This is a genomic window from Oceanobacter sp. 3_MG-2023 (assembly GCF_030688925.1).
In the GTDB taxonomy this organism is placed as follows: domain Bacteria; phylum Pseudomonadota; class Gammaproteobacteria; order Pseudomonadales; family Oceanobacteraceae; genus Oceanobacter.
Map to the genome: position 1 here is coordinate 303,522 of NZ_JAUYVX010000001.1, position 20,358 is coordinate 323,879.

At 52.5% G+C, this 20,358-nt stretch carries 19 protein-coding genes; 11 read left to right on the forward strand and 8 right to left on the reverse strand.

The window, feature by feature from the left end; translation table 11 throughout:
• Positions 1 to 11 precede the first annotated feature (11 nt).
• The 3 genes from Q8W32_RS01380 to Q8W32_RS01390 form a co-directional block, all read right to left on the reverse strand.
• Positions 12 to 1,304, reverse strand: a complete 1,293-nt coding sequence (locus tag Q8W32_RS01380; RefSeq protein ID WP_370693663.1) for a replication-associated recombination protein A — start codon at positions 1,302 to 1,304, stop codon at positions 12 to 14.
• A gap of 62 nt (positions 1,305 to 1,366) precedes the next feature.
• Positions 1,367 to 2,026 carry an outer membrane lipoprotein chaperone LolA gene (lolA, locus tag Q8W32_RS01385; protein ID WP_303431530.1) on the reverse strand — a complete coding sequence of 220 codons (660 nt, stop codon included), beginning with the start codon at positions 2,024 to 2,026 and terminating at the stop codon, positions 1,367 to 1,369.
• 61 nt (positions 2,027 to 2,087) lie between these two features.
• Complete coding sequence (locus Q8W32_RS01390; protein ID WP_305413347.1) at positions 2,088 to 5,024, reverse strand: DNA translocase FtsK; 2,937 nt, start codon at positions 5,022 to 5,024, stop codon at positions 2,088 to 2,090.
• A 50-nt stretch (positions 5,025 to 5,074) separates the two neighbouring features.
• Here Q8W32_RS01390 and aat point away from each other — a divergent pair, with 50 nt between their 5' ends.
• The 3 genes from aat (at position 5,075) to infA (ending at position 6,801) form a co-directional block, all read left to right on the forward strand.
• Positions 5,075 to 5,818 (forward strand): leucyl/phenylalanyl-tRNA--protein transferase, encoded by a 744-nt coding sequence (aat, locus tag Q8W32_RS01395; RefSeq protein WP_305413349.1) that lies wholly within the window; start codon positions 5,075 to 5,077, stop codon positions 5,816 to 5,818.
• Positions 5,815 to 6,516 (forward strand): arginyltransferase, encoded by a 702-nt coding sequence (locus Q8W32_RS01400; RefSeq protein ID WP_305413351.1) that lies wholly within the window; start codon positions 5,815 to 5,817, stop codon positions 6,514 to 6,516. The genes aat and Q8W32_RS01400 overlap by 4 nt, the downstream gene beginning before the upstream one ends.
• Before the next feature lie 66 nt (positions 6,517 to 6,582).
• Positions 6,583 to 6,801: a translation initiation factor IF-1 gene (infA, locus tag Q8W32_RS01405; RefSeq protein ID WP_028292799.1), complete on the forward strand. Its 219-nt coding sequence runs from the start codon at positions 6,583 to 6,585 to the stop codon at positions 6,799 to 6,801.
• A 76-nt stretch (positions 6,802 to 6,877) separates the two neighbouring features.
• On the opposite strand, the gene clpA is transcribed toward infA, so the two are convergent.
• Together clpA and clpS are read right to left on the reverse strand one after the other, a co-directional pair.
• Positions 6,878 to 9,142 carry an ATP-dependent Clp protease ATP-binding subunit ClpA gene (gene clpA / locus Q8W32_RS01410; RefSeq protein ID WP_303431520.1) on the reverse strand — a complete coding sequence of 755 codons (2,265 nt, stop codon included), beginning with the start codon at positions 9,140 to 9,142 and terminating at the stop codon, positions 6,878 to 6,880.
• Positions 9,143 to 9,154: 12 nt separating this feature from the next.
• Entirely contained in the window at positions 9,155 to 9,481 is a 327-nt protein-coding gene (clpS, locus tag Q8W32_RS01415; RefSeq protein ID WP_370693297.1) for an ATP-dependent Clp protease adapter ClpS, read from the reverse strand.
• Between the two features lie 190 nt (positions 9,482 to 9,671).
• Here clpS and Q8W32_RS01420 point away from each other — a divergent pair, with 190 nt between their 5' ends.
• The gene (locus Q8W32_RS01420) at positions 9,672 to 9,983 is read left to right on the forward strand and encodes a cold shock domain-containing protein (protein ID WP_303431518.1); all 312 of its coding nucleotides are present in this window, start codon (positions 9,672 to 9,674) and stop codon (positions 9,981 to 9,983) included.
• 162 nt (positions 9,984 to 10,145) lie between these two features.
• Here the strand turns inward: Q8W32_RS01420 and Q8W32_RS01425 are convergent, their stop codons facing one another.
• Positions 10,146 to 12,380, reverse strand: a complete 2,235-nt coding sequence (locus tag Q8W32_RS01425; RefSeq protein WP_305413356.1) for an NADP-dependent isocitrate dehydrogenase — start codon at positions 12,378 to 12,380, stop codon at positions 10,146 to 10,148.
• 254 nt (positions 12,381 to 12,634) lie between these two features.
• Between Q8W32_RS01425 and Q8W32_RS01430 the strand changes: the two genes are divergently transcribed.
• The 5 genes from Q8W32_RS01430 (at position 12,635) to dusA (ending at position 16,627) form a co-directional block, all read left to right on the forward strand.
• Positions 12,635 to 13,270, forward strand: a complete 636-nt coding sequence (locus Q8W32_RS01430) for a pseudouridine synthase (protein ID WP_305413357.1) — start codon at positions 12,635 to 12,637, stop codon at positions 13,268 to 13,270.
• A 143-nt stretch (positions 13,271 to 13,413) separates the two neighbouring features.
• A complete protein-coding gene (locus Q8W32_RS01435; protein ID WP_303431515.1) occupies positions 13,414 to 13,863 on the forward strand; it encodes an NUDIX hydrolase in 450 nt (149 codons plus the stop codon).
• 1 nt (position 13,864) lies between these two features.
• Complete coding sequence (gene mnmA, locus Q8W32_RS01440; RefSeq protein ID WP_303431514.1) at positions 13,865 to 15,022, forward strand: tRNA 2-thiouridine(34) synthase MnmA; 1,158 nt, start codon at positions 13,865 to 13,867, stop codon at positions 15,020 to 15,022.
• Positions 15,015 to 15,647 (forward strand): high frequency lysogenization protein HflD, encoded by a 633-nt coding sequence (gene hflD / locus Q8W32_RS01445; RefSeq protein ID WP_303431513.1) that lies wholly within the window; start codon positions 15,015 to 15,017, stop codon positions 15,645 to 15,647. The genes mnmA and hflD overlap by 8 nt, the downstream gene beginning before the upstream one ends.
• Entirely contained in the window at positions 15,644 to 16,627 is a 984-nt protein-coding gene (gene dusA / locus Q8W32_RS01450; RefSeq protein ID WP_303431512.1) for a tRNA dihydrouridine(20/20a) synthase DusA, read from the forward strand. Before hflD ends, dusA begins: the two co-directional genes overlap by 4 nt.
• 121 nt (positions 16,628 to 16,748) lie before the next feature.
• Here the strand turns inward: dusA and Q8W32_RS01455 are convergent, their stop codons facing one another.
• Positions 16,749 to 17,075 (reverse strand): rhodanese-like domain-containing protein, encoded by a 327-nt coding sequence (locus tag Q8W32_RS01455; RefSeq protein ID WP_303431511.1) that lies wholly within the window; start codon positions 17,073 to 17,075, stop codon positions 16,749 to 16,751.
• A 123-nt stretch (positions 17,076 to 17,198) separates the two neighbouring features.
• Here Q8W32_RS01455 and Q8W32_RS01460 point away from each other — a divergent pair, with 123 nt between their 5' ends.
• Positions 17,199 to 17,339 (forward strand): hypothetical protein, encoded by a 141-nt coding sequence (locus Q8W32_RS01460; RefSeq protein WP_305413359.1) that lies wholly within the window; start codon positions 17,199 to 17,201, stop codon positions 17,337 to 17,339.
• A gap of 512 nt (positions 17,340 to 17,851) precedes the next feature.
• Here the strand turns inward: Q8W32_RS01460 and Q8W32_RS01465 are convergent.
• Complete coding sequence (locus Q8W32_RS01465) at positions 17,852 to 18,775, reverse strand: methylenetetrahydrofolate reductase (RefSeq protein ID WP_305413360.1); 924 nt, start codon at positions 18,773 to 18,775, stop codon at positions 17,852 to 17,854.
• 257 nt (positions 18,776 to 19,032) lie between these two features.
• Between Q8W32_RS01465 and nhaA the strand changes: the two genes are divergently transcribed.
• Complete coding sequence (gene nhaA, locus Q8W32_RS01470; protein WP_305413361.1) at positions 19,033 to 20,259, forward strand: Na+/H+ antiporter NhaA; 1,227 nt, start codon at positions 19,033 to 19,035, stop codon at positions 20,257 to 20,259.
• Positions 20,260 to 20,358 lie beyond the last annotated feature (99 nt).

Genomic DNA, 20,358 nt, shown 5'->3' on the forward strand with positions numbered 1-20,358 from the left:
CTTCGGGTTGCTTAGTCAGTCTGATCCGACTCATGATAAGGATACCGCGGAGTCGGCGACTGACGATTCAGTGCTTGCAAGTGTTCCAGCTTCTGACTGATCTTGCTCTCCAGCCCCCGCGCTACCGGATGATAGAAACGAGCATCCTTTAATTCTACCGGAAAATAGTTTTCACCGGCCGCAAATGCCCCCGGCTCATCATGGGCGTAACGATATTCGGCGCCATAATCGAGCTCTTTCATTAATTGGGTAGGTGCATTCCGCAAGTGTATCGGCACTTCATATCCCGGCTGGGAAGCGACCAGTGCCCGGACTTCGTTATACGCTTTGTACACTGCATTGCTTTTGGGAGCACAGGCCAGGTACACCACCGCCTGGGCCAGCGCCAGCTCTCCCTCCGGGCTGCCCAGTCGCTCCTGAGTATCCCAGGCATTCAGACACAACCCCAGCGCCCGCGGATCTGCATTACCCACATCTTCGCTGGCCATACGCACAATACGCCGGGCCAGATACAGAGGATCACAACCGCCGTCCAGCATACGCACCAACCAGTACAGCGCGGCATCCGGGTCGGAGCCACGCATCGATTTGTGCATCGCAGAAATCTGGTCATAAAAGGCTTCGCCACCTTTGTCAAAACGACGACCAGGCTGCGTCAACAATGCCTCGACCACCTCGGTAGTCAGCACCTGACCGGCCGCCAGCTGCAGAGCAAATTCATAATTATTCAGTGCCCGACGAGCATCACCGTCCGCCACCAGAGCGATACGCGCCAGCGCTTCAGGTTCGGCCTCACCAGGCAACTCTCCGGCAGCCAGCAAGCGTTGCTCTGCCTGTTGTAAAACCGTCAGGATATCGTCCTGATCCAGGCTCCGCAGCACGTAGACCTGGGCTCGGGACAGCAAGGCGTTATTCAACTCAAACGATGGATTTTCAGTGGTCGCGCCGATAAACAACAAGGTGCCGTCTTCAACATGGGGCAAAAACGCATCTTGCTGCGATTTGTTAAACCGATGCACCTCATCGATAAACAAAACGGTCTTCAGACCCCGGGCGCGATACATACTGGCCTGTTCCACTGCCGCACGAATATCCTTGACCCCCGACATCACCGCACTTAAAGAAATAAAGCGGGCATCGACATACTGGGCCACCAGCCGCGCCAGGGTGGTTTTGCCCACTCCCGGCGGCCCCCAGAAAATCAGTGAGTGCAACTGCCCGGCATCCAGAGAGCGGCGCAAGGGAGCACCTGGCCCCACGACATGGGTCTGGCCAATATATTCTTGCAGACTGGTAGGGCGCATGCGGGATGCCAGCGGTTCATAACCCTCGGGCTGGCCGAACAGATCGTCTGAATCCTGCCCCATCAGAAATGGGTTCGGGCATCAATTACATCAACCCCGTCCGGCACATCAAACACAAAAGCCATCGGATCCAGGGTTTGATTACGGGCAATATCACTGAGCTGGATATCGGTCACTTGCCCGGTGGCATCCGCAATCGTCATCGACATCAGTTGATCCCCCTGATAAGCAAAATCCAGAAATTCAAACAGCTGGCTTTTATCGTGGGGAATCAGATGAAAAACACGCTGGCCATTTTTCTGAAACTGGCTCACCTCAAAATTACTGGCCACATCCTCCTGTCGTCCACCCAACAACAAGGCGGGCATGTCCTGCACTCGCAGTTCCAGATTACGAATGGTGACCTGATCCAGGTCCTGATCAAAAATCCAGACCAGTTCACCATCGGACACGACCAGCTGCTCATATGGTGGCCGGGTTTGCCAACGCAACTTACCGGGGTTGGCAATCGCCAGGCGCCCTTCTGTCTGTTGCAGCGCCTGCCCTTGCTGGTCGCGGATAGTCTGGACAAAATCAGCTTCCAGGGTGGTGGTACCACCCAGGCGCTCAACAAAAGACGCCAGCGCAGCGTCATCTGCCATGGCCAACAGAGGATGGAACAGGGTCGCAGCCAGTACGACAGACACCCCGACCAGCGGGCGAAAAAAATATTCAAGATACAAAAAAGACATCCTCATAATATGTTACGAATAAGCCATACGTGCCGCTCGGAGAGCATTGTATTTAAAACGGTCGCTCCGGTGCTGCCGCAGCCAACACTTCCCGACTGCCATTATGGGCTGGTGGACTCACCACCCCGGCGGCTTCCATGGCTTCGACCAGACGGGCAGCGCGGTTGTAGCCAATCCGCAATTTGCGCTGCACCCCTGAGGTGGAACATTTGCCTGACTCTGTTACAAAGGCAACGGCCTGATCAAACAGTTCATCCTGTTCGTCACCGCTTTCCCCTGTCGTCGCGGCCGTCAAGGATTCTTCCGACATCTGCGTAATCTCTTCCAGATAGTCCGGCTCACCACGCAGTTTCCATTCCGCCACAACCCGATGCACTTCGTCGTCATCCACAAAGGCCCCATGCACCCGATCCGGCAACGCCTGACCCGGTGGCATGTACAGCATATCACCGTGCCCGAGCAGCTGCTCTGCCCCGCCCTGATCAAGAATCGTACGAGAATCGATGCGGGACGACACCTGAAATGCCATTCGGGTTGGCACGTTGGCCTTGATCAAGCCGGTAATCACGTCGACCGATGGCCGCTGTGTGGCCAGAATCATATGAATCCCTGCCGCCCGGGCTTTCTGGGCGATACGGGCAATCAGCTCTTCGACTTTTTTGCCTACCATCATCATCATGTCGGCAAATTCGTCGATCACAATCACAATATATGGCAAAGGTTCCATGATTCTGGGAGTGGTATCGTACGACTGGGATATATCCCAGAGCGGATCCAGCAACGGCTCGCCAGCCTCGATCGCTTCCCGTGCTTTCTTGTTGTAGCTCGCCAGGTTACGAACCCCCATCGAGGCCATCAACTGATAACGACGTTCCATTTCTGCCACCGACCAACGCAAACCATTAGCGGCTTCTTTCATATCGGTAATTACGGGGGTCAACAGGTGCGGAATCCCTTCATAAACCGACAGTTCGAGCATTTTCGGATCGACCATGATCAGCCGCAGCTCTTCGGGCGTCGACTTGAACAACAAGCTGAGGATCATGGCATTAATACCAACGGATTTACCTGAGCCTGTGGTACCCGCTACCAGCAAATGCGGCATTTTGGCCAGATCTGTCACCATCGCGTTACCACCAATATCATGACCCAGGGCCAGTGTCAGCGGCGATGATGCATCATCAAAATCTTTCGATGACAGCACATCAGACAAGGCAACAATCGCCCGATTCTCATTCGGCACCTCAATACCCATAACGGACTTGCCTGGAATGACTTCCACCACCCGTACACTGATCATCGCCATGGAGCGGGCCAGATCCTTGGCCAGGTTGGTAATCTTACTGGCTTTGACGCCAGGTGCCGGCTGGATCTCAAAACGGGTAATCACCGGGCCGGGAGCTACTCCGGTTACTGTGATCTTGACGCCAAAATCAGCCAGCTTTTGTACCAGCAATCGGGACATATCCTGCAAGCGTTCATCCGAGAAGCCAAATGCCTGGTCCTTGCGGGGCGGGTCCAGCACCGCAATCGAAGGTAACGGTGACAGCTCTGGTTGAGGTTCGTTACCCGCCTGCAAATCACGCAAAGCGCGCTCGCTTACACCAGTGTCTTTCTTTTCCAGTGGCTGAATCGGAATGGCTTTTTCTGCTGCAACAGCGGCAGGGCGACCAGGGTTTTGTCTGGCTGGGCGAGCAGATGGCCGTTTTGCTGCAGAAGAACCTGACGATGCATCAGGAACAGCCCCGGACACATCAGGCACACCACCATCAGGCATACCACTACCAGCCAACCTTTCAGGCTCTTGTCTTTCAGGTTTTTGTACAGGAGATATCAACGGCTTGGCAGATCGAGGGTCAGATGGCTCGGATAATACCGGAGGTGGTATGGCATCGGCGGCAGAGTCGAGCACGGGCGCATCTTCTTCTGTGGCCAGGCGATCATCATCAGTCAGCCAGGGAATATCAGCGTCATCAGCAGACAAGTCTGTTTTGTTTTGTGTCTCTTGTACTACGGTCAAAGTCGGCGCTTCCGGGTTGACGGAAAACCCTGGCTCATCCAATTCATCTTCGTGAGGCGTCGGGAACACCCCCAGCAATGATTCATTTCCCAACACAGGTTCTGATCGCTGCCGGATACTGGCTCCTGCAGTAAATTCAGCCACATCCACAATATCGGCCTGATCATCGCCGTCTGTTATTCCGCTCTCGATTCGAGGGTTGGATTGGCTGCCAGCCGTTGCCAACAAGGACAAAGGTGACTCTGACTGGTTATTTTCCAGGCTTGCTTCAGAAGCCCTGAAGTTATCAAAGGCAATATCAGACGCTTCATGACCGGGTTGTTCGGCACTATTGCTGACAGCCCTTCCAGCACTGGTCTGGCCGGGCAACCACGACAAAATGATTTCACCAATACGGTCAAACAATGCCAACCATGAAAACTCCAGGAACAACATCAACCCCAGCGCCAGCATCCCGATCAGGATCACCACCGATCCAGCAAACCCAAACAGCGGCGACAGATAGTTGAATACGCCCACGCCCAGCATGCCACCAGAGCCGACAGGCAAGGACTGGCCCGGCCAGATACTCAAATGTGCCAGAGCGCACAAGGCCGACAGAGTCAGCAACATGCCCACACCTCGTAACAACCAGGTAAGCCCACTGGCCCGGTGAGGTTGACGGAACAACAAGCCGAGCTTCACCAGCAGGAAAGCAGGCAGGCCATAGGCCAGATAACCAAAACCGTGCAGCAGGATATCCGCCACTACAGCCCCTACTCTGCCCACCGCGTTATGTGCAGGCCCGGAACCGCTGGCAGACCAGCCCTGATCGGCAGGAGAATAGCTCGACAAGGCCATCAACAGCAGCAAGCAGATCAGTGTCAACGACAAAAACAGGGCGTCCTGGCGTCGACTCCAGCCCGCGGTAACCTGCGCTCCGGAATTGACATCAACGGCATCGGCCATTTCCGGTGTATCCTTAGACAATTCAATATCCTGTGACATCAACAAAGACCTGAGTTTACCACGGCTAAAACATGATTGATTGGTTGGATGAATGCGCTGATCCGCAATTTCCGGATACAACAAACGCGCTCAAATACCCGGATGGACTACTGGCAGCAGGTGGAAATATAACCCCACCCTGGCTGTACTACGCCTACACCCGAGGCATCTTTCCCTGGCACGGAGAGGATGAACCTCGTCTCTGGTGGACACCCTCTCCCCGAGCAGTGATTTTGCCAGACACTTTCCGCATATCACGCACTATCCGCAAAGAGCTGAAACGCAGCCCACTGAGTTTTACCAGCAACCTGGCATTCAAACAGGTTATGACTGCCTGCGCGGAAGTCCATGCTGAGCAATCCGGCACCTGGATTCAACCAGAGATGATCGATGAGTACCATCGCCTGGCCAGTGCCGGGTTTGCTCTCAGTGTTGAATGCTGGAACGACCAGGGTGAGCTGGTGGGTGGTTTCTATGGCATTCGCATTGGCCAGGCTTTTTTTGGTGAGTCGATGTTTTCCCGTCAGTCCAACACCGCCAAGCTGGCGTTTGCCTGTGCCGCACCCCAGCTATTTGATAACGGTATAAAAATAATCGATTGCCAAATGCATACCGAGCACCTGGCCCGATTCGGTATCGTCAACCTGGATCGTCGATCATTCGAAAACCATCTGCTTCAAGCAACCAGCCACCAACCTACCCGACCATTGCTGCCAACCTGGCTTGACCATTCAGCCGCCACCAGCTCCGCCATGCCATCGGAGGTGCCACGATGACCCGCGTCATGCTACTCAAGCCACAGACCACTCACTCTTGTGGCTATTTGCCTCAACAGGAATCCGTCAGTCTGTATGTTGACCCCAACACACCGATGGACGACTTCCTGCTCAGCCAGCTGAACCTCAACGGTTTTCGGCGCAGCGGCCGCAGCCTTTATCGGCCCGATTGCCCAACCTGTAATGCCTGCACCTCGTTGCGTATTCCTGTTGACCGTTTCACCCCCAAGCGCCGCTTTCGCAAGGTGTTAAAACGCCTCCAACACTGGCAACTCCATGTCGAAAAGCCATCCATGCGCTGGTATGCGGATTACGCCCACTACATCCATCAACGCCACGCTGATGGCAGTATGTATCCACCGTCGGAAGAGCAGTTTCAGGATTTCCTGATCCAGGGTTTTGACAATCATCGTTTTTTGGTAGCGACTGAGCAGGGACAATTCAGGGCATGCCTGGTATTTGATGTGCTGATGGATGGCTTATCGTCGGTTTATTGTTTTTACGATCCGGCACTCACACGGGAGTCACCAGGAACCTTTATGATTTTGCAGCTCACGCGCCTGACAGCGGCCTTGCAACAACCTCACCATTACCTTGGTTATTGGGTGCCCGGTTGCTCCAAAATGGAATACAAAACGGACTTTCAACCATTGGAACAGTTTGTTAATGGCAATTGGTGCAGTTATTCGCCCGGATAACTTTGATTATTGGCAGGAATTAGGGCAGAATGCGCCCGCTCTGTATATTCTCTAAACAGGTGATGAATGGCGAAAGACGATCATATAGAAATGGAAGGTGAGGTGATAGACACTCTGCCTAATACCATGTTCCGCGTAAAACTTGAAAATGGTCACGTGGTTACGGCTCATATCTCTGGAAAGATGCGCAAGAACTATATCCGCATTCTGACTGGTGACAAGGTCAAGGTTGAGCTGACTCCCTACGACCTCAGTAAAGGCCGAATTACCTATCGCGCCCGCTAACCGGCTGTGATATCTGTGACCCCTACCTGACAGGTGGGGCCACAGACTACCAACTCACAGTCTGGTTACTGCCTTTTCAGGCAGAAACCTCTTCAGGTACCACAACGACCAGTTCGCCGTCCTCAACCTGAACCATCACATCCCCCCCACGTGCCAACTCCCCAAACAGAATTTTCTCTGCCAGCGGTTTTTTGACCTTTTCCTGCACCAGACGAGCCATCGGGCGAGCACCCATTTTTTCGTCATAGCCATGCTCAGCCAACCATTGACGGGCATCGTCATCGATATGCAGCATCACACGTTTGTCGTCCAGTTGTCCCTGCAACTCAACCAGGAACTTGTCGACGACATTCAGAATGGTATCTCGACCCAGGGCTGCAAACTGTACCGTAGCATCCAGGCGGTTGCGGAATTCCGGAGTAAAGAATTTTTTCAATTCCTCAGCACCGTCAACCGTATGGTCCTGATGTGTAAAGCCGATACTGGCTCGACTCATCCGCTCGGCACCGGCATTGGTAGTCATGATCAGAATCACGTTGCGGAAATCGGTCTTGCGACCGTTGTTATCCGTCAGCGTACCGTGATCCATAACCTGCAACAGAATGTTGAAGACTTCCGGATGTGCCTTTTCGATCTCATCCAGCAACAACACACAATGCGGCGTTTTATTAACGGTTTCGGTCAACAAGCCACCCTGGTCGTAACCCACATAGCCAGGAGGTGCACCAATCAAGCGGGACACGGTATGACGCTCCATGTACTCCGACATATCAAAACGAATCAGTTCCATCCCCATGACATTGGCCAACTGGCGCGACACTTCCGTTTTACCAACCCCCGTAGGGCCAGCAAACAGGAATGAACCAATGGGTTTTTGTGGTGCACTGAGTCCGGCACGAGACATCTTGATGGCCGTCGACAGAGTCTGAATGGCTTCATTTTGCCCGAACACCACCATTTCCAGCTTGTCTTCCAGCTTGAACAGCAACTCTTTGTCATCGGCAGAGACGGTTTTTGGCGGAATACGGGCAATCGCGGCAATCACCTGCTCAATTTCGGCCACATTGATCTGTTTCTTGCGCCGACTGACGGGCATCAATTGCTGTAACGCTCCCACCTCGTCGATAACATCGATGGCCTTGTCCGGCATATTACGATCGGTAATATAGCGGTCTGACAGCTCTGCCGCAGCACGCAGTGCCTTGTCGGTGTATTTGACGTTGTGATGATCTTCAAACTTGGACTTCAGCCCCTTAAGAATCTTGTAGGTATCATCAACAGACGGTGCCGCCACGTCGATTTTCTGGAAACGACGGGTTAATGCACTGTCTTTTTCAAAGATTCCACGGAATTCAGTAAAGGTGGTTGAGCCAACACAGCGAATTTCACCAGAACTCAACATCGGTTTCAGCAGGTTACTGGCATCCATAACACCACCAGAAGCCGCTCCTGCACCGATGATCGTGTGAATTTCATCGATAAACAAAATGCCATGAGGCTGGCGCTTCAGCTCGGCCAACAAAGCCTTGAGACGTTTCTCGAAGTCACCCCGATACTTGGTACCGGCCAACAATGCGCCCATATCCAGACTGTATACAACGGCATTGGCGATCACATCCGGCACTTCGCCGTCAACAATCCGCTTCGCCAGACCTTCTACAATCGCCGTTTTACCGACACCGGAATCCCCTACCAGCAATGGGTTGTTCTTGCGTCGACGCGACAGGATCTGGATCAGGCGACTGACTTCCTGATCACGGCCGATCAGTGGATCAATCTTGCCATCCCGGGCGACCTTGTTGAGATTGGTGGCGTAGCCTTCCAATGCATTACTGGCTGTTGGTTCGCCATCTTCATCGGTGACACCCGACGTACCGGTAGTACCGGATTCATCTTCCTGGCCCGACACTTTGGAAATGCCATGGGAGATGTAATTCACCACGTCAATACGGGCAATATTCTGTTGTTTGAGAAAATAAACGGCCTGGCTTTCCTGCTCGCTGAAGATGGCAACCAGTACGTTGGCACCGGTCACTTCCGCCTTGCCAGACGATTGCACATGAAACACAGCACGCTGCAGTACTCGTTGGAAGCCCAAGGTTGGCTGGGTCTCACGCTCGTCATCCGTGTCTGGAATCAGTGGTGTTGTCGCGTCCACAAAATCCGTCAACTCCTTGCGAATCCGTGGCACATCAGCACCACAGGCTCCCAATACGGCTGACGCAGCATCATTGTCGAGCAATGCCAACAACAAATGCTCTACGGTCATAAACTCATGCCGTTTTGAGCGAGCATCTTTAAAAGCCTCATTCAGAGTAAGCTCTAACTCTTTGTTCAGCATTGAATAGTCCCCCTAATCGTCAGCTGGTGCTACCTCGCACAGCAATGGATGCTGGCAATCTCTAGCGTATTGATTCACCAACTCAGCTTTAGTTTCAGCAACATCCCGAGTGTAGATGGCACATACTGCACTGCCTTTGGTATGAACTGTCAACATGATTTGTGTGGCCTGCTCCGGACTTCTGTTAAAAAACCGTTGCAGCACTTCGACCACAAATTCCATGGGCGTGTAATCGTCGTTCATCATAATCACACTGTACATAGAAGGTTTCTTGAGGGCAGGTTTGGTATTTTCAACCGCTACACCGCCTTCACGCTCATCCCCTGGCTGGTTGCTCATGTTTGATTCTAGTTGAGTTTTGGAAGTAAGGTACATAGCACTGATGATCTTGGAATTTGATTTCATGATACCTGTGCAAGCAAGGATGCTCTAGCGGCTTGACGCCCGACACGACCACCAGTACTGTATTGGCCCGCGTCGTAATAATTGTCACAGCAACATACTGACAACAAAACAAGGAGGTATTGCGATGAAGACCGGAACTGTCAAATGGTTCAACAACGCCAAGGGCTATGGATTTATCCTCACCGATGAAGACAACGAGGAGTTGTTCGCCCACTACTCCACCATCGTGATGGATGGTTATCGCACGCTCAAGGCCGGTCAGGCCGTACAATTCGACACCAAACCAAGCGATAAGGGCACTCACGCCATCAATATTCGCACTCTGGATGCCACAGCATCTCAAGCTGCCACCACAACGCCAGACACCACTCCAGGCACAATCTCTGAATCGGTTGCCACAGCGGTCTGCAGCAACGAGATGCCGGTGTCTGCCTGAGACGGCCTGGCATCAAAACAGAGACATACAGGCAAAGAGGACCATCTTCAATTTGTAATATTTAGCAAACTGAGTGTTCCATTTCAGGACAGAATAATTTCAAAACGCAGCAACCAGACATAAAAAAACCGCCTTTCGGCGGTTTTTTTATGCTCTGATCAATTACTTGGCCAGACCATCCACTATTTCGTTCAGTGTTGCACTAGGACGCATAATGGTTTTAACCAGCTCTTTGTCGACCTTGTAGTAACCACCAAGATCTACCGGTTTGCCCTGAACTGCCGCCAACTCAGCAACAATTTTGTCTTCGTTTTCAGCCATGGCGGCGTAAACCGGGGCAAAGATTTCTTTCAGCTCAGCGTCTTCATCCTGAGTGGATAACGCCTCAGCCCAGTACATGGCCAGGTAGAAATGACTACCACGGTTATCCAGACCGCCGACCTTACGAGCAGGCGACTTGTTTTCAACCAGGAATTTACCGGTTGCAGAATCCAGCGCCTTGGCCAATACATTGGCTTTAGGCAGATCAGCAAATTCAGACAGATGCTCCAGAGAGGCTGCCAGTGCCATAAATTCGCCCAGCGAATCCCAGCGCAGGTAGTTCTCGTTGATCAGCTGCTCAACGTGTTTTGGTGCGGAACCACCAGCACCGGTTTCAAACAAGCCACCACCGCTCATCAGCGGCACAATGGACAACATTTTGGCAGACGTACCCAGTTCCAGAATCGGGAACAGGTCAGTCAGGTAATCACGCAGAACATTACCGGTAACAGAAATGGTGTTTTCACCTTTCTTCATGCGTTCCAGCGAGAAGTGAGTCGCTTCCACTGGAGTCATGATACGAATATCCAAACCCTCGGTGTCGTGCTGCGGCAGGTAGGCATTTACCTTCTTGATCAGCTCAGCATCGTGGGCACGCTCAGGATCCAGCCAAAAGATGGTTGGCCAGCCAGTAGCGCGAGCACGGCTAACCGCCAGCTTCACCCAATCCTGAATCGGTGCATCCTTGGCCTGACACATACGCCAGATATCACCAGACTCAACCGCATGTTCCATCAACACAGTACCCGCGGCATCAGTGACGCGTACGGTACCAGCAGCAGGGATTTCAAAGGTTTTATCGTGTGAACCGTATTCTTCTGCTTTCTGGGCCATCAGCCCCACATTCGGTACGGTACCCATGGTGCGCGGATCAAAAGCACCGTTTTCACGACAGAAATCAATCGCTTCCTGATAGACACCGGCATAACAACGGTCTGGAATCATGGCCAGGGAATCATGCAGTTTGCCATCAGCACCCCACATTTTACCGGAAGAACGGATCATCGCCGGCATGGATGCATCCACGATCACATCGTTTGGTACGTGCAGGTTGGTGATGCCCTTGTCCGAGTTCACCATAGCCAGGTCAGCACGGGACTCATAAACAGCAGCGATATCCGCTTCAATCGCTTCACGCTCTGCATCTGGCAGGGATTTGATCTTGGCATACACATCGCCCAGACCATTTTTCACATCCACACCCAGTTTTTCGAAGGTGTCAGCGTATTTGGCAAATACGTCTTTGTAATACACCTCTACCGCGTGGCCAAACATGATCGGGTCAGATACCTTCATCATGGTGGCTTTCAGGTGCAAGGACAGAAGTACATCCTCTGCTTTCGCCTTTTCGGCTGCTTGCTCGTAGAATTCACGCAGCTTGGCAACGCTCATACTGGACCCGTCGATGACTTCATCAGCCAACAACGACAGTTTTTCTTTCAAGACAACGGTTTCGCCCGCTTCATTCACCAGCTCAATACGAACGTCGGTAGCAGCCGGCAAGGTAACGGATTTTTCACTGCCGTAAAAATCACCGTCTTCCATGAAAGCAACATTGGATTTGGATTCTTTGCTCCACTCACCCATGGAGTGTGGGTTGGCACGAGCATAAGCCTTGACAGATTCTGGAGCACGACGGTCAGAGTTACCTTCACGCAGCACCGGGTTAACTGCACTGCCTTTGACGCGGTCGTAACGGCTACGGATGTCTTTTTCTTCATCAGTCACCGGGTTAGCCGGATAGTCAGGCAGCTTGTAACCTTTGGATTGCAGTTCCTTAACGGTAGCTTCCAATTGAGGGATCGAAGCACTGATGTTCGGCAGCTTGATGATGTTGGCTTCTGGTTGTTTCGCCAACTTACCCAAAAAGGCCAATTCATCCGCCTGGCGTTGCTCTTCGGTCAGGTATTCTGGAAACTGACAAATAATACGAGCTGCGAGAGAAATATCCCGAGTCTCTACATTGATACCAGTCTGCCCTGCAAAGGCTTTAACGATTGGGAGTAAGGAATAGGTCGCGAGAGCCGGAGCCTCGTCAGTGTCGGTGTAGATGATCGTAGGATTATTAATAGACATTCTTACTCCTGTTGTGTGAGCTGAAATTGCTATAGCGCTCGGATTTCCTGATAACCACTTGTGGTAGTTATGCTGAGGTAGAAACCCGCAGACAAATGATAAAACAAGTCAAGGGATTGCCTGGACTCGCTGAAACACCACCTACTCCGGTAGCATTTCGATCGTGAAAACGGCGCATAATTTGTAGTTTTTCTACAAAAAATGCAAGCTAGACTATTTAGTTAAGTAGTTTTCCTACAGAACAATGAGCTCATATGGCCCTGCTTATCCTTGTCAACAAACCTTTTAACGTCCTCTCCCAGTTTACCGATACTGAAGGACGAAAAACCCTAGCTACTTTAGTCGACATCCCAAAAGTCTACCCCGCGGGCCGTTTGGATTATGACTCCGAAGGCCTGCTTTTGCTTACTGACAACGGTCAACTCCAGGCCAGAATTGCTCATCCGGCACAAAAAATGGAGAAGACTTATTGGGTCCAGGTTGAAGGTATTCCTGATCAAAAAGCACTCGAACAACTACGCCAGGGCGTCACATTGAAAGACGGCCCGACACGCCCTGCCCAAGTGGCCAGGATTGCCGAACCCCGGCTCTGGCCAAGGCATCCGCCCATTCGACAGCGCGCCAACGACGTCACCAGCTGGCTCGAAATACGCATCAAGGAAGGCCGTAACCGCCAGGTGCGACGCATGACAGCCCACATTGGCCACCCAACCTTGCGACTGGTCCGAACCGCCATCGGTAACTGGACTCTGAACAACCTGGCGCCCGGAGAGTTCCGGGTTGAAACCGTGCATATGCCACAACCCTCTGAACGGCCCAAAAATAATCGCCGTACCGCTTCTGGCCGGACTTCCAGGGCGGGAAAATCCGCAGGAACACGCCGCCGATAACGATCAATCAGGAATAACTGTTTTTCCCGGACAATATTGGAAAAACAGCTACTTCCCTCCCCTCATTGGTCAGCTCAACGTCATTTTTGGGTTTTGCTGTCACTATCGTTTATTATTCTCTCTCGTTGTTATCTGGAGCCATCATGCCTAATCGCTGGACACCCCACGCTACCGTTGCCACCATTGTTGAGCAAGATCAACGTTTTCTGATGGTTGAAGAAATCAGCGCCGGAAAAACCGTGATCAACCAGCCCGCCGGGCATATTGAACAGCATGAAACCATTATCGATGCCGCCATCCGGGAAACCCTTGAAGAAAGCGGCTGGCAAGTCACCCCGACCGCACTGATTGGCCTTTACACCTACACCGCTCCGGCCAATGGCGTGACCTACCATCGCTACTGCTTCAGTGCCAAAGCCGACCGCTTTTTGCCAGACAGCCCGCTTGACGATGGCATCATTGGCCCCCGCTGGATGACCATTGAAGAATTACGCCACTGCCCCAATCTCCGTAGTGCCATGGTTCTGAGCTGCGTCGAAGACTACCTCAGTGGCAAACAATTCCCGTTAAACGCAATCGTTGAGCACCCGTAAGATGCCAAACCAGAACACCAAAGTCATCGTTGGCATGTCCGGCGGTGTTGACTCGTCCGTTTCCGCCTGGCTGTTACAGCAACAGGGGTATCAGGTCGAAGGCCTGTTTATGAAAAACTGGGACGAAGACGACGGCACCGAATACTGCACCGCCAAAGACGATCTCGCTGATGCCCAACAAGTCTGCGATGCGCTGGACATTCCCTTGCACCAGGCCAACTTTGCCGCCGAATACTGGGACAATGTCTTCGAATACTTCCTCGCGGAATACAAGGCTGGCCGCACCCCGAATCCAGACATCCTCTGCAACCGCGAAATCAAGTTCAAAGCCTTTCTGGAATACGCCAAAGTACTGGGGGCTGACCTGATCGCCACCGGGCATTATGTTCGCCGACGCGACACTTCATCCGGCCAGACCGAGCTGCTCAAGGGGCTCGATCCCAACAAAGACCAGAGCTATTTTCTGCACGCGGTCGGCGGTGAAGAAATCGCCCAGACATTATTTCCCGTTGGCGAGCTGGAGAAACCTGAAGTCCGCAAGATTGCCGAAGCCAACGGACTGGTCACCGCCAACAAAAAAGACTCGACCGGCATCTGCTTTATCGGTGAACGGCGTTTTCGTGATTTTCTCAAACAATACCTGCCAGCCCAACCCGGCCGCATCAAAACCCCGGAAGGTGAAGACATTGGTGAGCACCAGGGGTTGATGTACCACACCCTGGGTCAACGCCAGGGACTGGGTATTGGCGGGCTGGCCAACCATCCGGACCAACCCTGGTTTGTCGCCGGCAAAGACCTGGAACATAACGTTCTGATTGCCGTACAGGGTAAAAACCACCCGCTGCTGTTTACCGACACACTCACCACCGGTGCTATTTTCTGGGTAAATCAGGAACCGGCCAAGTTGCCCTTACACTGCACCGCCAAAGTCCGTTATCGCCAGAGTGACCAGCACTGCGTGATTGAACGACAAGACACCGTCGATGGTCAGACGGGCTACCGGGTGATTTTCGAACAGCCACAACGCGCCATCACACCGGGGCAATCGGTGGTTTTTTATCTGGATGACGTTTGCCTCGGCGGCGGCGTTATTGAAACCACCAGCAATCAACCATCCACTAATGACTCATCCGTCACAGCAGGGAACCAACATGACTGACCGCCGTCAGCAAGCCATTGCCATTGCCGCCGTCGTTCAGGCCGCCACTCTGGTAGAGCAGCTGGCTCGTACCGGAGATACCTCCATCAGCGATGCTACACCACTCCTGGCCAGTCTGTTTGAACAGAATCCGGAGTCATTTGATGACATCTACGGCGACCCCAGCCACAGCCTGCACCTCGGTATCAACACCCTGCAAACGCTGGCATCCGGCAAGGGAGACAGCCTCAGCCCCGATATCACCCGCTACACCGTCGCCATATTGCACCTGGAAAGCAAACTGCGCCGCAACCACGATATGATTGCAGCGCTCGGCAATGGCATCCAGCAAGCATCTCGCCAGGTGGATCACTTTTCCATCAGCCACGAAAACACCATTTCCGCTCTGGCCGAGCTCTACAAGCAAACCCTCAGCAACCTCAGCTTCCGCATTCATGTCACCGGTGACCCGATGCACCTGCAAAACGAACACACCGCCAACAAGGTACGGGCGCTGCTGTTATCTGGCATCCGGGCAGCCATCCTTTGGCGCCAGGTAGGCGGACGCCGCTGGCATCTGCTACTGCGCCGTAAACAATACCTCAACGCCCTGGCGCAATTATCACGACCGGGCAACAGCGAATGAGGACACTGAATCGCCGCTTCAGCACCGCTCCGATGATGGACTGGTCCGATCGTCATTGCCGTTATTTCTGGCGCCACCTGTCCAGACAAGCACTGTTGTACACCGAGATGGTTACTACCGGCGCCCTGATTCATGGCAACCGTGAGCGCTTTTTACAGTACAACGACATCGAGCACCCGATTGCCTTGCAATTGGGCGGCAGTAATCCGGACGAGCTGGCCCAATGCGCTCGTTTTGCTGAAGACTGGGGTTACGATGAAGTGAACCTGAATGTCGGCTGCCCCAGCGACCGGGTACAGAACAACATGATTGGCGCTTGCCTGATGGGTCATCCGCAACTGGTCGCCGACTGCGTCAAGGCCATGCAAGACCACTGCTCCATTCCGGTCACAGTCAAACACCGAATCGGTATCGACGATCAGGACAGCTATGACCATATGCGCGACTTTGTCGCCACCGTCGCCGAAGCAGGCTGTGAGGTGTTTATTGTGCACGCCCGCAAAGCGGTTTTGCAGGGGCTTTCCCCCAAGGAAAACCGCGAAGTGCCGCCACTGAAATACGACTATGTTTATCGCCTGAAGCAGGAATTTCCGCATCTGGATATTCTGTTAAACGGCGGTTTGAAAACCCACGACGAGTCGTTACAGAGCCTGCAACATATCGATGGTGTCATGATTGGCCGGGAGGCTTACCAGAACCCTGGCATTTTGCTGGACGTTGACCGCTTGTATTTCGACACAACACCCGACAGCACCGGCCCGATGTCAAAAGCGGACATTATTCGCAGCCTCTACCCGTATATTGAAGAGCAACTCAGCCTCGGCGCCACATTAAGCCATATCAGCCGCCACACACTGGGGCTGTTCAATGCCCAGAAAGGTGCTCGTTTATATCGCCGACATCTTAGTGAAAATGCCTACAAAAAAGGCTCTGGACCGGAAGTCATGGAGCAAGCTCTCGCCTTTGTCGAGCAGACATAAACAGGCAACCACAAAAGCCACCAACAGCTGCAGTGCAGCATTCGTCGGTGGCTTGGCAGGTCGCTTGGCAGTCGAAGGTGAATTTATTGTAAAAGACTACATGCAGCTGCCAGCCATCGACTTAAGGCTTGTCGAGCAATTCGCTCCGGTATGCCCGGGCACTGCTCAATGTCTTGATATTCTTGATATTAGTAAATCCCATACCATCCAGGGTATCGGCAGCAATACTGGCGCGACGCCCGGAACGACAGTACAGCACAACCTGATCATCTTTCTGCAGCTGCAACTGGCCTATTTTTTCGGCTATTTGCTGAAAAGGAATATGGGCAGCACCGGTGAGATGATCCTGCTGATATTCTTCATCAGTACGCACATCCACAAAAATGGTGTCCGCCATCGTCAATGTTGATCCCAATACCAACAGCACCGCCAACCAGAGTTTTTCCATGATAATTTCTGTCCCGAACAGGTCATATTTGGCTTTCGACCATAACGACAAAGCCAGAAAAAATAAAGATTGACAGGCATTTAATACCCTCTAATACCTTCAACCCAGTCACAAATAGCGTTTATGCAACACCATCAGGCAACATCGCACACGGTGATTCCTGGCAGGCATCCGGCAGAGACCACGCTGAAATCCATGCAGTCAATGGCGATTGATTCACCGGCAGAAAGCCGTTATCAGGCAAGCTGTCGCGGCAAACCCTAATTATAGAGTGCTCAACTATGATAGACTGGGGCGCTGACAGGATGCCCAACGGCCCACGGATGAGGCAAAGCAGACCGGAAAAACAACCACATCAGTAACAGCAGACACCGCAATGTTCGCATTGGTTATCCGGTGTTTAACAACCGAACCAAAGTTCATTGACAGAGCCTGGCCCCATCCAGACTGAACAGGAATCGACATGACCAAACCCAATTCTCGACTTCAGGCGCATCGTGCTCTTCGAACCCCTAGCCTGCCTGCCCCTCGTTTTGGCCCTCGCCAGCCGACCAACAAAGCAAGCTCCGTGATTCCAGCTACAACGCAGGATCAACCCAATTCCAGACCTCCTGTCACCCCTATCGATCCCCAACGCTAAGCTCTTACACTAGGCCACTCCGGATTCATCGGCGAACCGGTCAGCTTCGGCGTCATCGACAGAGCTGGTTCAGCGGACAGAACCAGCTCTCAGGGTACGAATGAGTCAACTCAAAGGACATCAGGGCAGAACCAGCTCAGGATACGGACGGAGCCGGTCGCGACACCCGGTTCAGTAACTCAATAGCCGCTTCTACTTCGACCTTGCGTACAGCAACACTTTCGATATTGCATCCCACCGGCACCCCCAGAGTATCCGCAAAAGCCTTGAGCTCGCGCCAGTTAGCTTCAGAATAATTGACCGATTGCTCAAGAATATCGTGAGCGTGCAGCAGCTCATTCTCCAGCCAGCGTGGAATACTGATCCCCAGCCATTTCATGAAATTCAGCGTCTGCACAGACCCACAGGGCGTCAAGGTAAAGATTACCGGCACCAGATCGATTCCCTGGGCTTTACCAGCGTAATAATAGTCAGACAAAAAATCCTTCGATGCCTGCAAGTCGTAAACCCCCTGGGAGATAAAAAACGAACAGCCCTGGCGAATCTTTTCAAAAACACGCAGATGCTCATCACCCTTGGCCCGGTGGCGCTCAGGAATCATCACACCTCCCAGCAGGACATCCGGCCGAACCCGCTGCTTTAACTGGTAAGCTTCAGACATGGTCATGGTGACCGACTGGTCTTTTGAGGCAGCACCAACAAAGACAGTCAGATTATCTGTCGCAGAGACCTGCTGGAGAAACGCACTCAATTGCTCGCCTGGATACTTGCCAGCGGCGCGATAAATGATTTTGGGTACGGTCAGCGCTGCCAGCTGTTGGCGGCTGTAGTCAAAACAATCCAGGGTTTCGATAAACGGAAAAGGCCGCTTCTCGGCGGTTCGTGATTCTTCGTCCTGAATGTCGTACAGCACCAGACCATCGATAGGCAATGACTGCATGCGCTGGATTTGCAGCTCAGCGATCTCTGCAATCCGGGCTGGCTCCGTACCTTTTTTCGGTGGCACGATGCCGTACAACACGATGCCACTTTCCCTGTTGCGGATTTTTTCGGTAAGCATAATGACAATTCCAAAATCTGTAATATTCCAACCCGCCAACACCTTCGGTGGATCGTACAAAGATGACATATTAACCCAGCTTGACTTAATCCGCTAAACCCCTGAATTAACAGTTGATTATTCAAATTTACAAGAAATCAAATCCAACGTAAAAACTCCTTCCAGATCGAATATTTATATCCGATCATGCTGGCCCGACAGACAAGCAAAATGATAATGTAGACACCTCTGAACGACAGGAAGCCTATTCATTACCTATGAACATACCCTCACTCTTGCCGAAATCACTGAACAGCTTGAACAGTTTTTTCAAGATGGAATCCGCCAGCGGTCTGTTGCTGATGTTTGCCGCACTGATGGCGATCATCTTTGCCAATACTCCACTGGAACCGTTTTACAATCTGCTACTGGACACTCCGGTAGAAGTCCATATTGGCGCGCTGCATATTGCCAAACCCCTGCTGCTTTGGATTAACGATGGCCTGATGGCTATCTTCTTCTTTATGGTAGGTCTGGAGCTGAAATACGAATGGCTCGAAGGTGAGTTACGCGACAAACGCAACGTTGTCTTGCCAGGCATCGGTGCCTTGGGCGGCATGCTCGTACCTGCGGTGATTTACATCGCGTTCAATCACAAAAATGAGTTGGATATTCAGGGTTGGGCTATCCCGGCAGCCACGGATATTGCTTTTGCTCTCGGTATTTTGATGTTATTGGGCTCTCGCGTCCCGACCAGCATCAAGATATTCCTGACATCTCTGGCCATCTTTGACGATATTGGCGCCATTATCATTATCGCCGTGTTTTATACCGACAACATTTCCCTGACGGCACTCAGCGTCATCGCCTTGTGCTTGCCGATACTATTCATGGTGAACCGGCTTCAAGTAGCCTCCAAAAGTGTCTACATGCTCTTGGGAGCCATCATGTGGGTTTCGATGCTGAAATCCGGTGTACACGCCACCCTGTCGGGCATCATGTTGGCGATGTTCGTACCAATGAAACTTGATCGCCAGCCTGGTTACTCACCGGCCCACCAACTGGAAAAAGACTTGCACCCGGTCGTTGCGTTCTTCATCTTACCCGTTTTTGCCTTTGCCAACGCGGGCCTCAACCTCACCGGCATCGGCATGGATCAACTGCTACACCCAATCCCGGTCGGGATTGCCGCAGGCCTGTTCATCGGTAAACAACTAGGGATCTTTGCGTTCTGCTGGCTGGCCATCAAGATCGGCTGGACCAAACTGCCTAGCAACGTCTCCTGGACAACACTCTACGGCACCGCCGCATTGTGTGGCGTCGGCTTTACCATGAGTTTGTTTATCGGCTCGTTGGCCTTTGAGGACGGTGGCGGTATCGAAAACACTTTCGATGAGCGCTTGGGGATTCTGATTGGCTCGATTGCTTCCGGCATCCTTGGTTATATGGTTCTGAACAAAAGCCTGGGCAAACCGGCTGAGTCAGAAGCACAAAACAAAGTCTGATAGTCTGATAGCCTGATAGATAGTCAAAACCGGCTCGCCCATACAGGCGAGCCGGTTTTGCTTTAGACGGAGCAGCTGACAAGAACAGGACAAAAACAC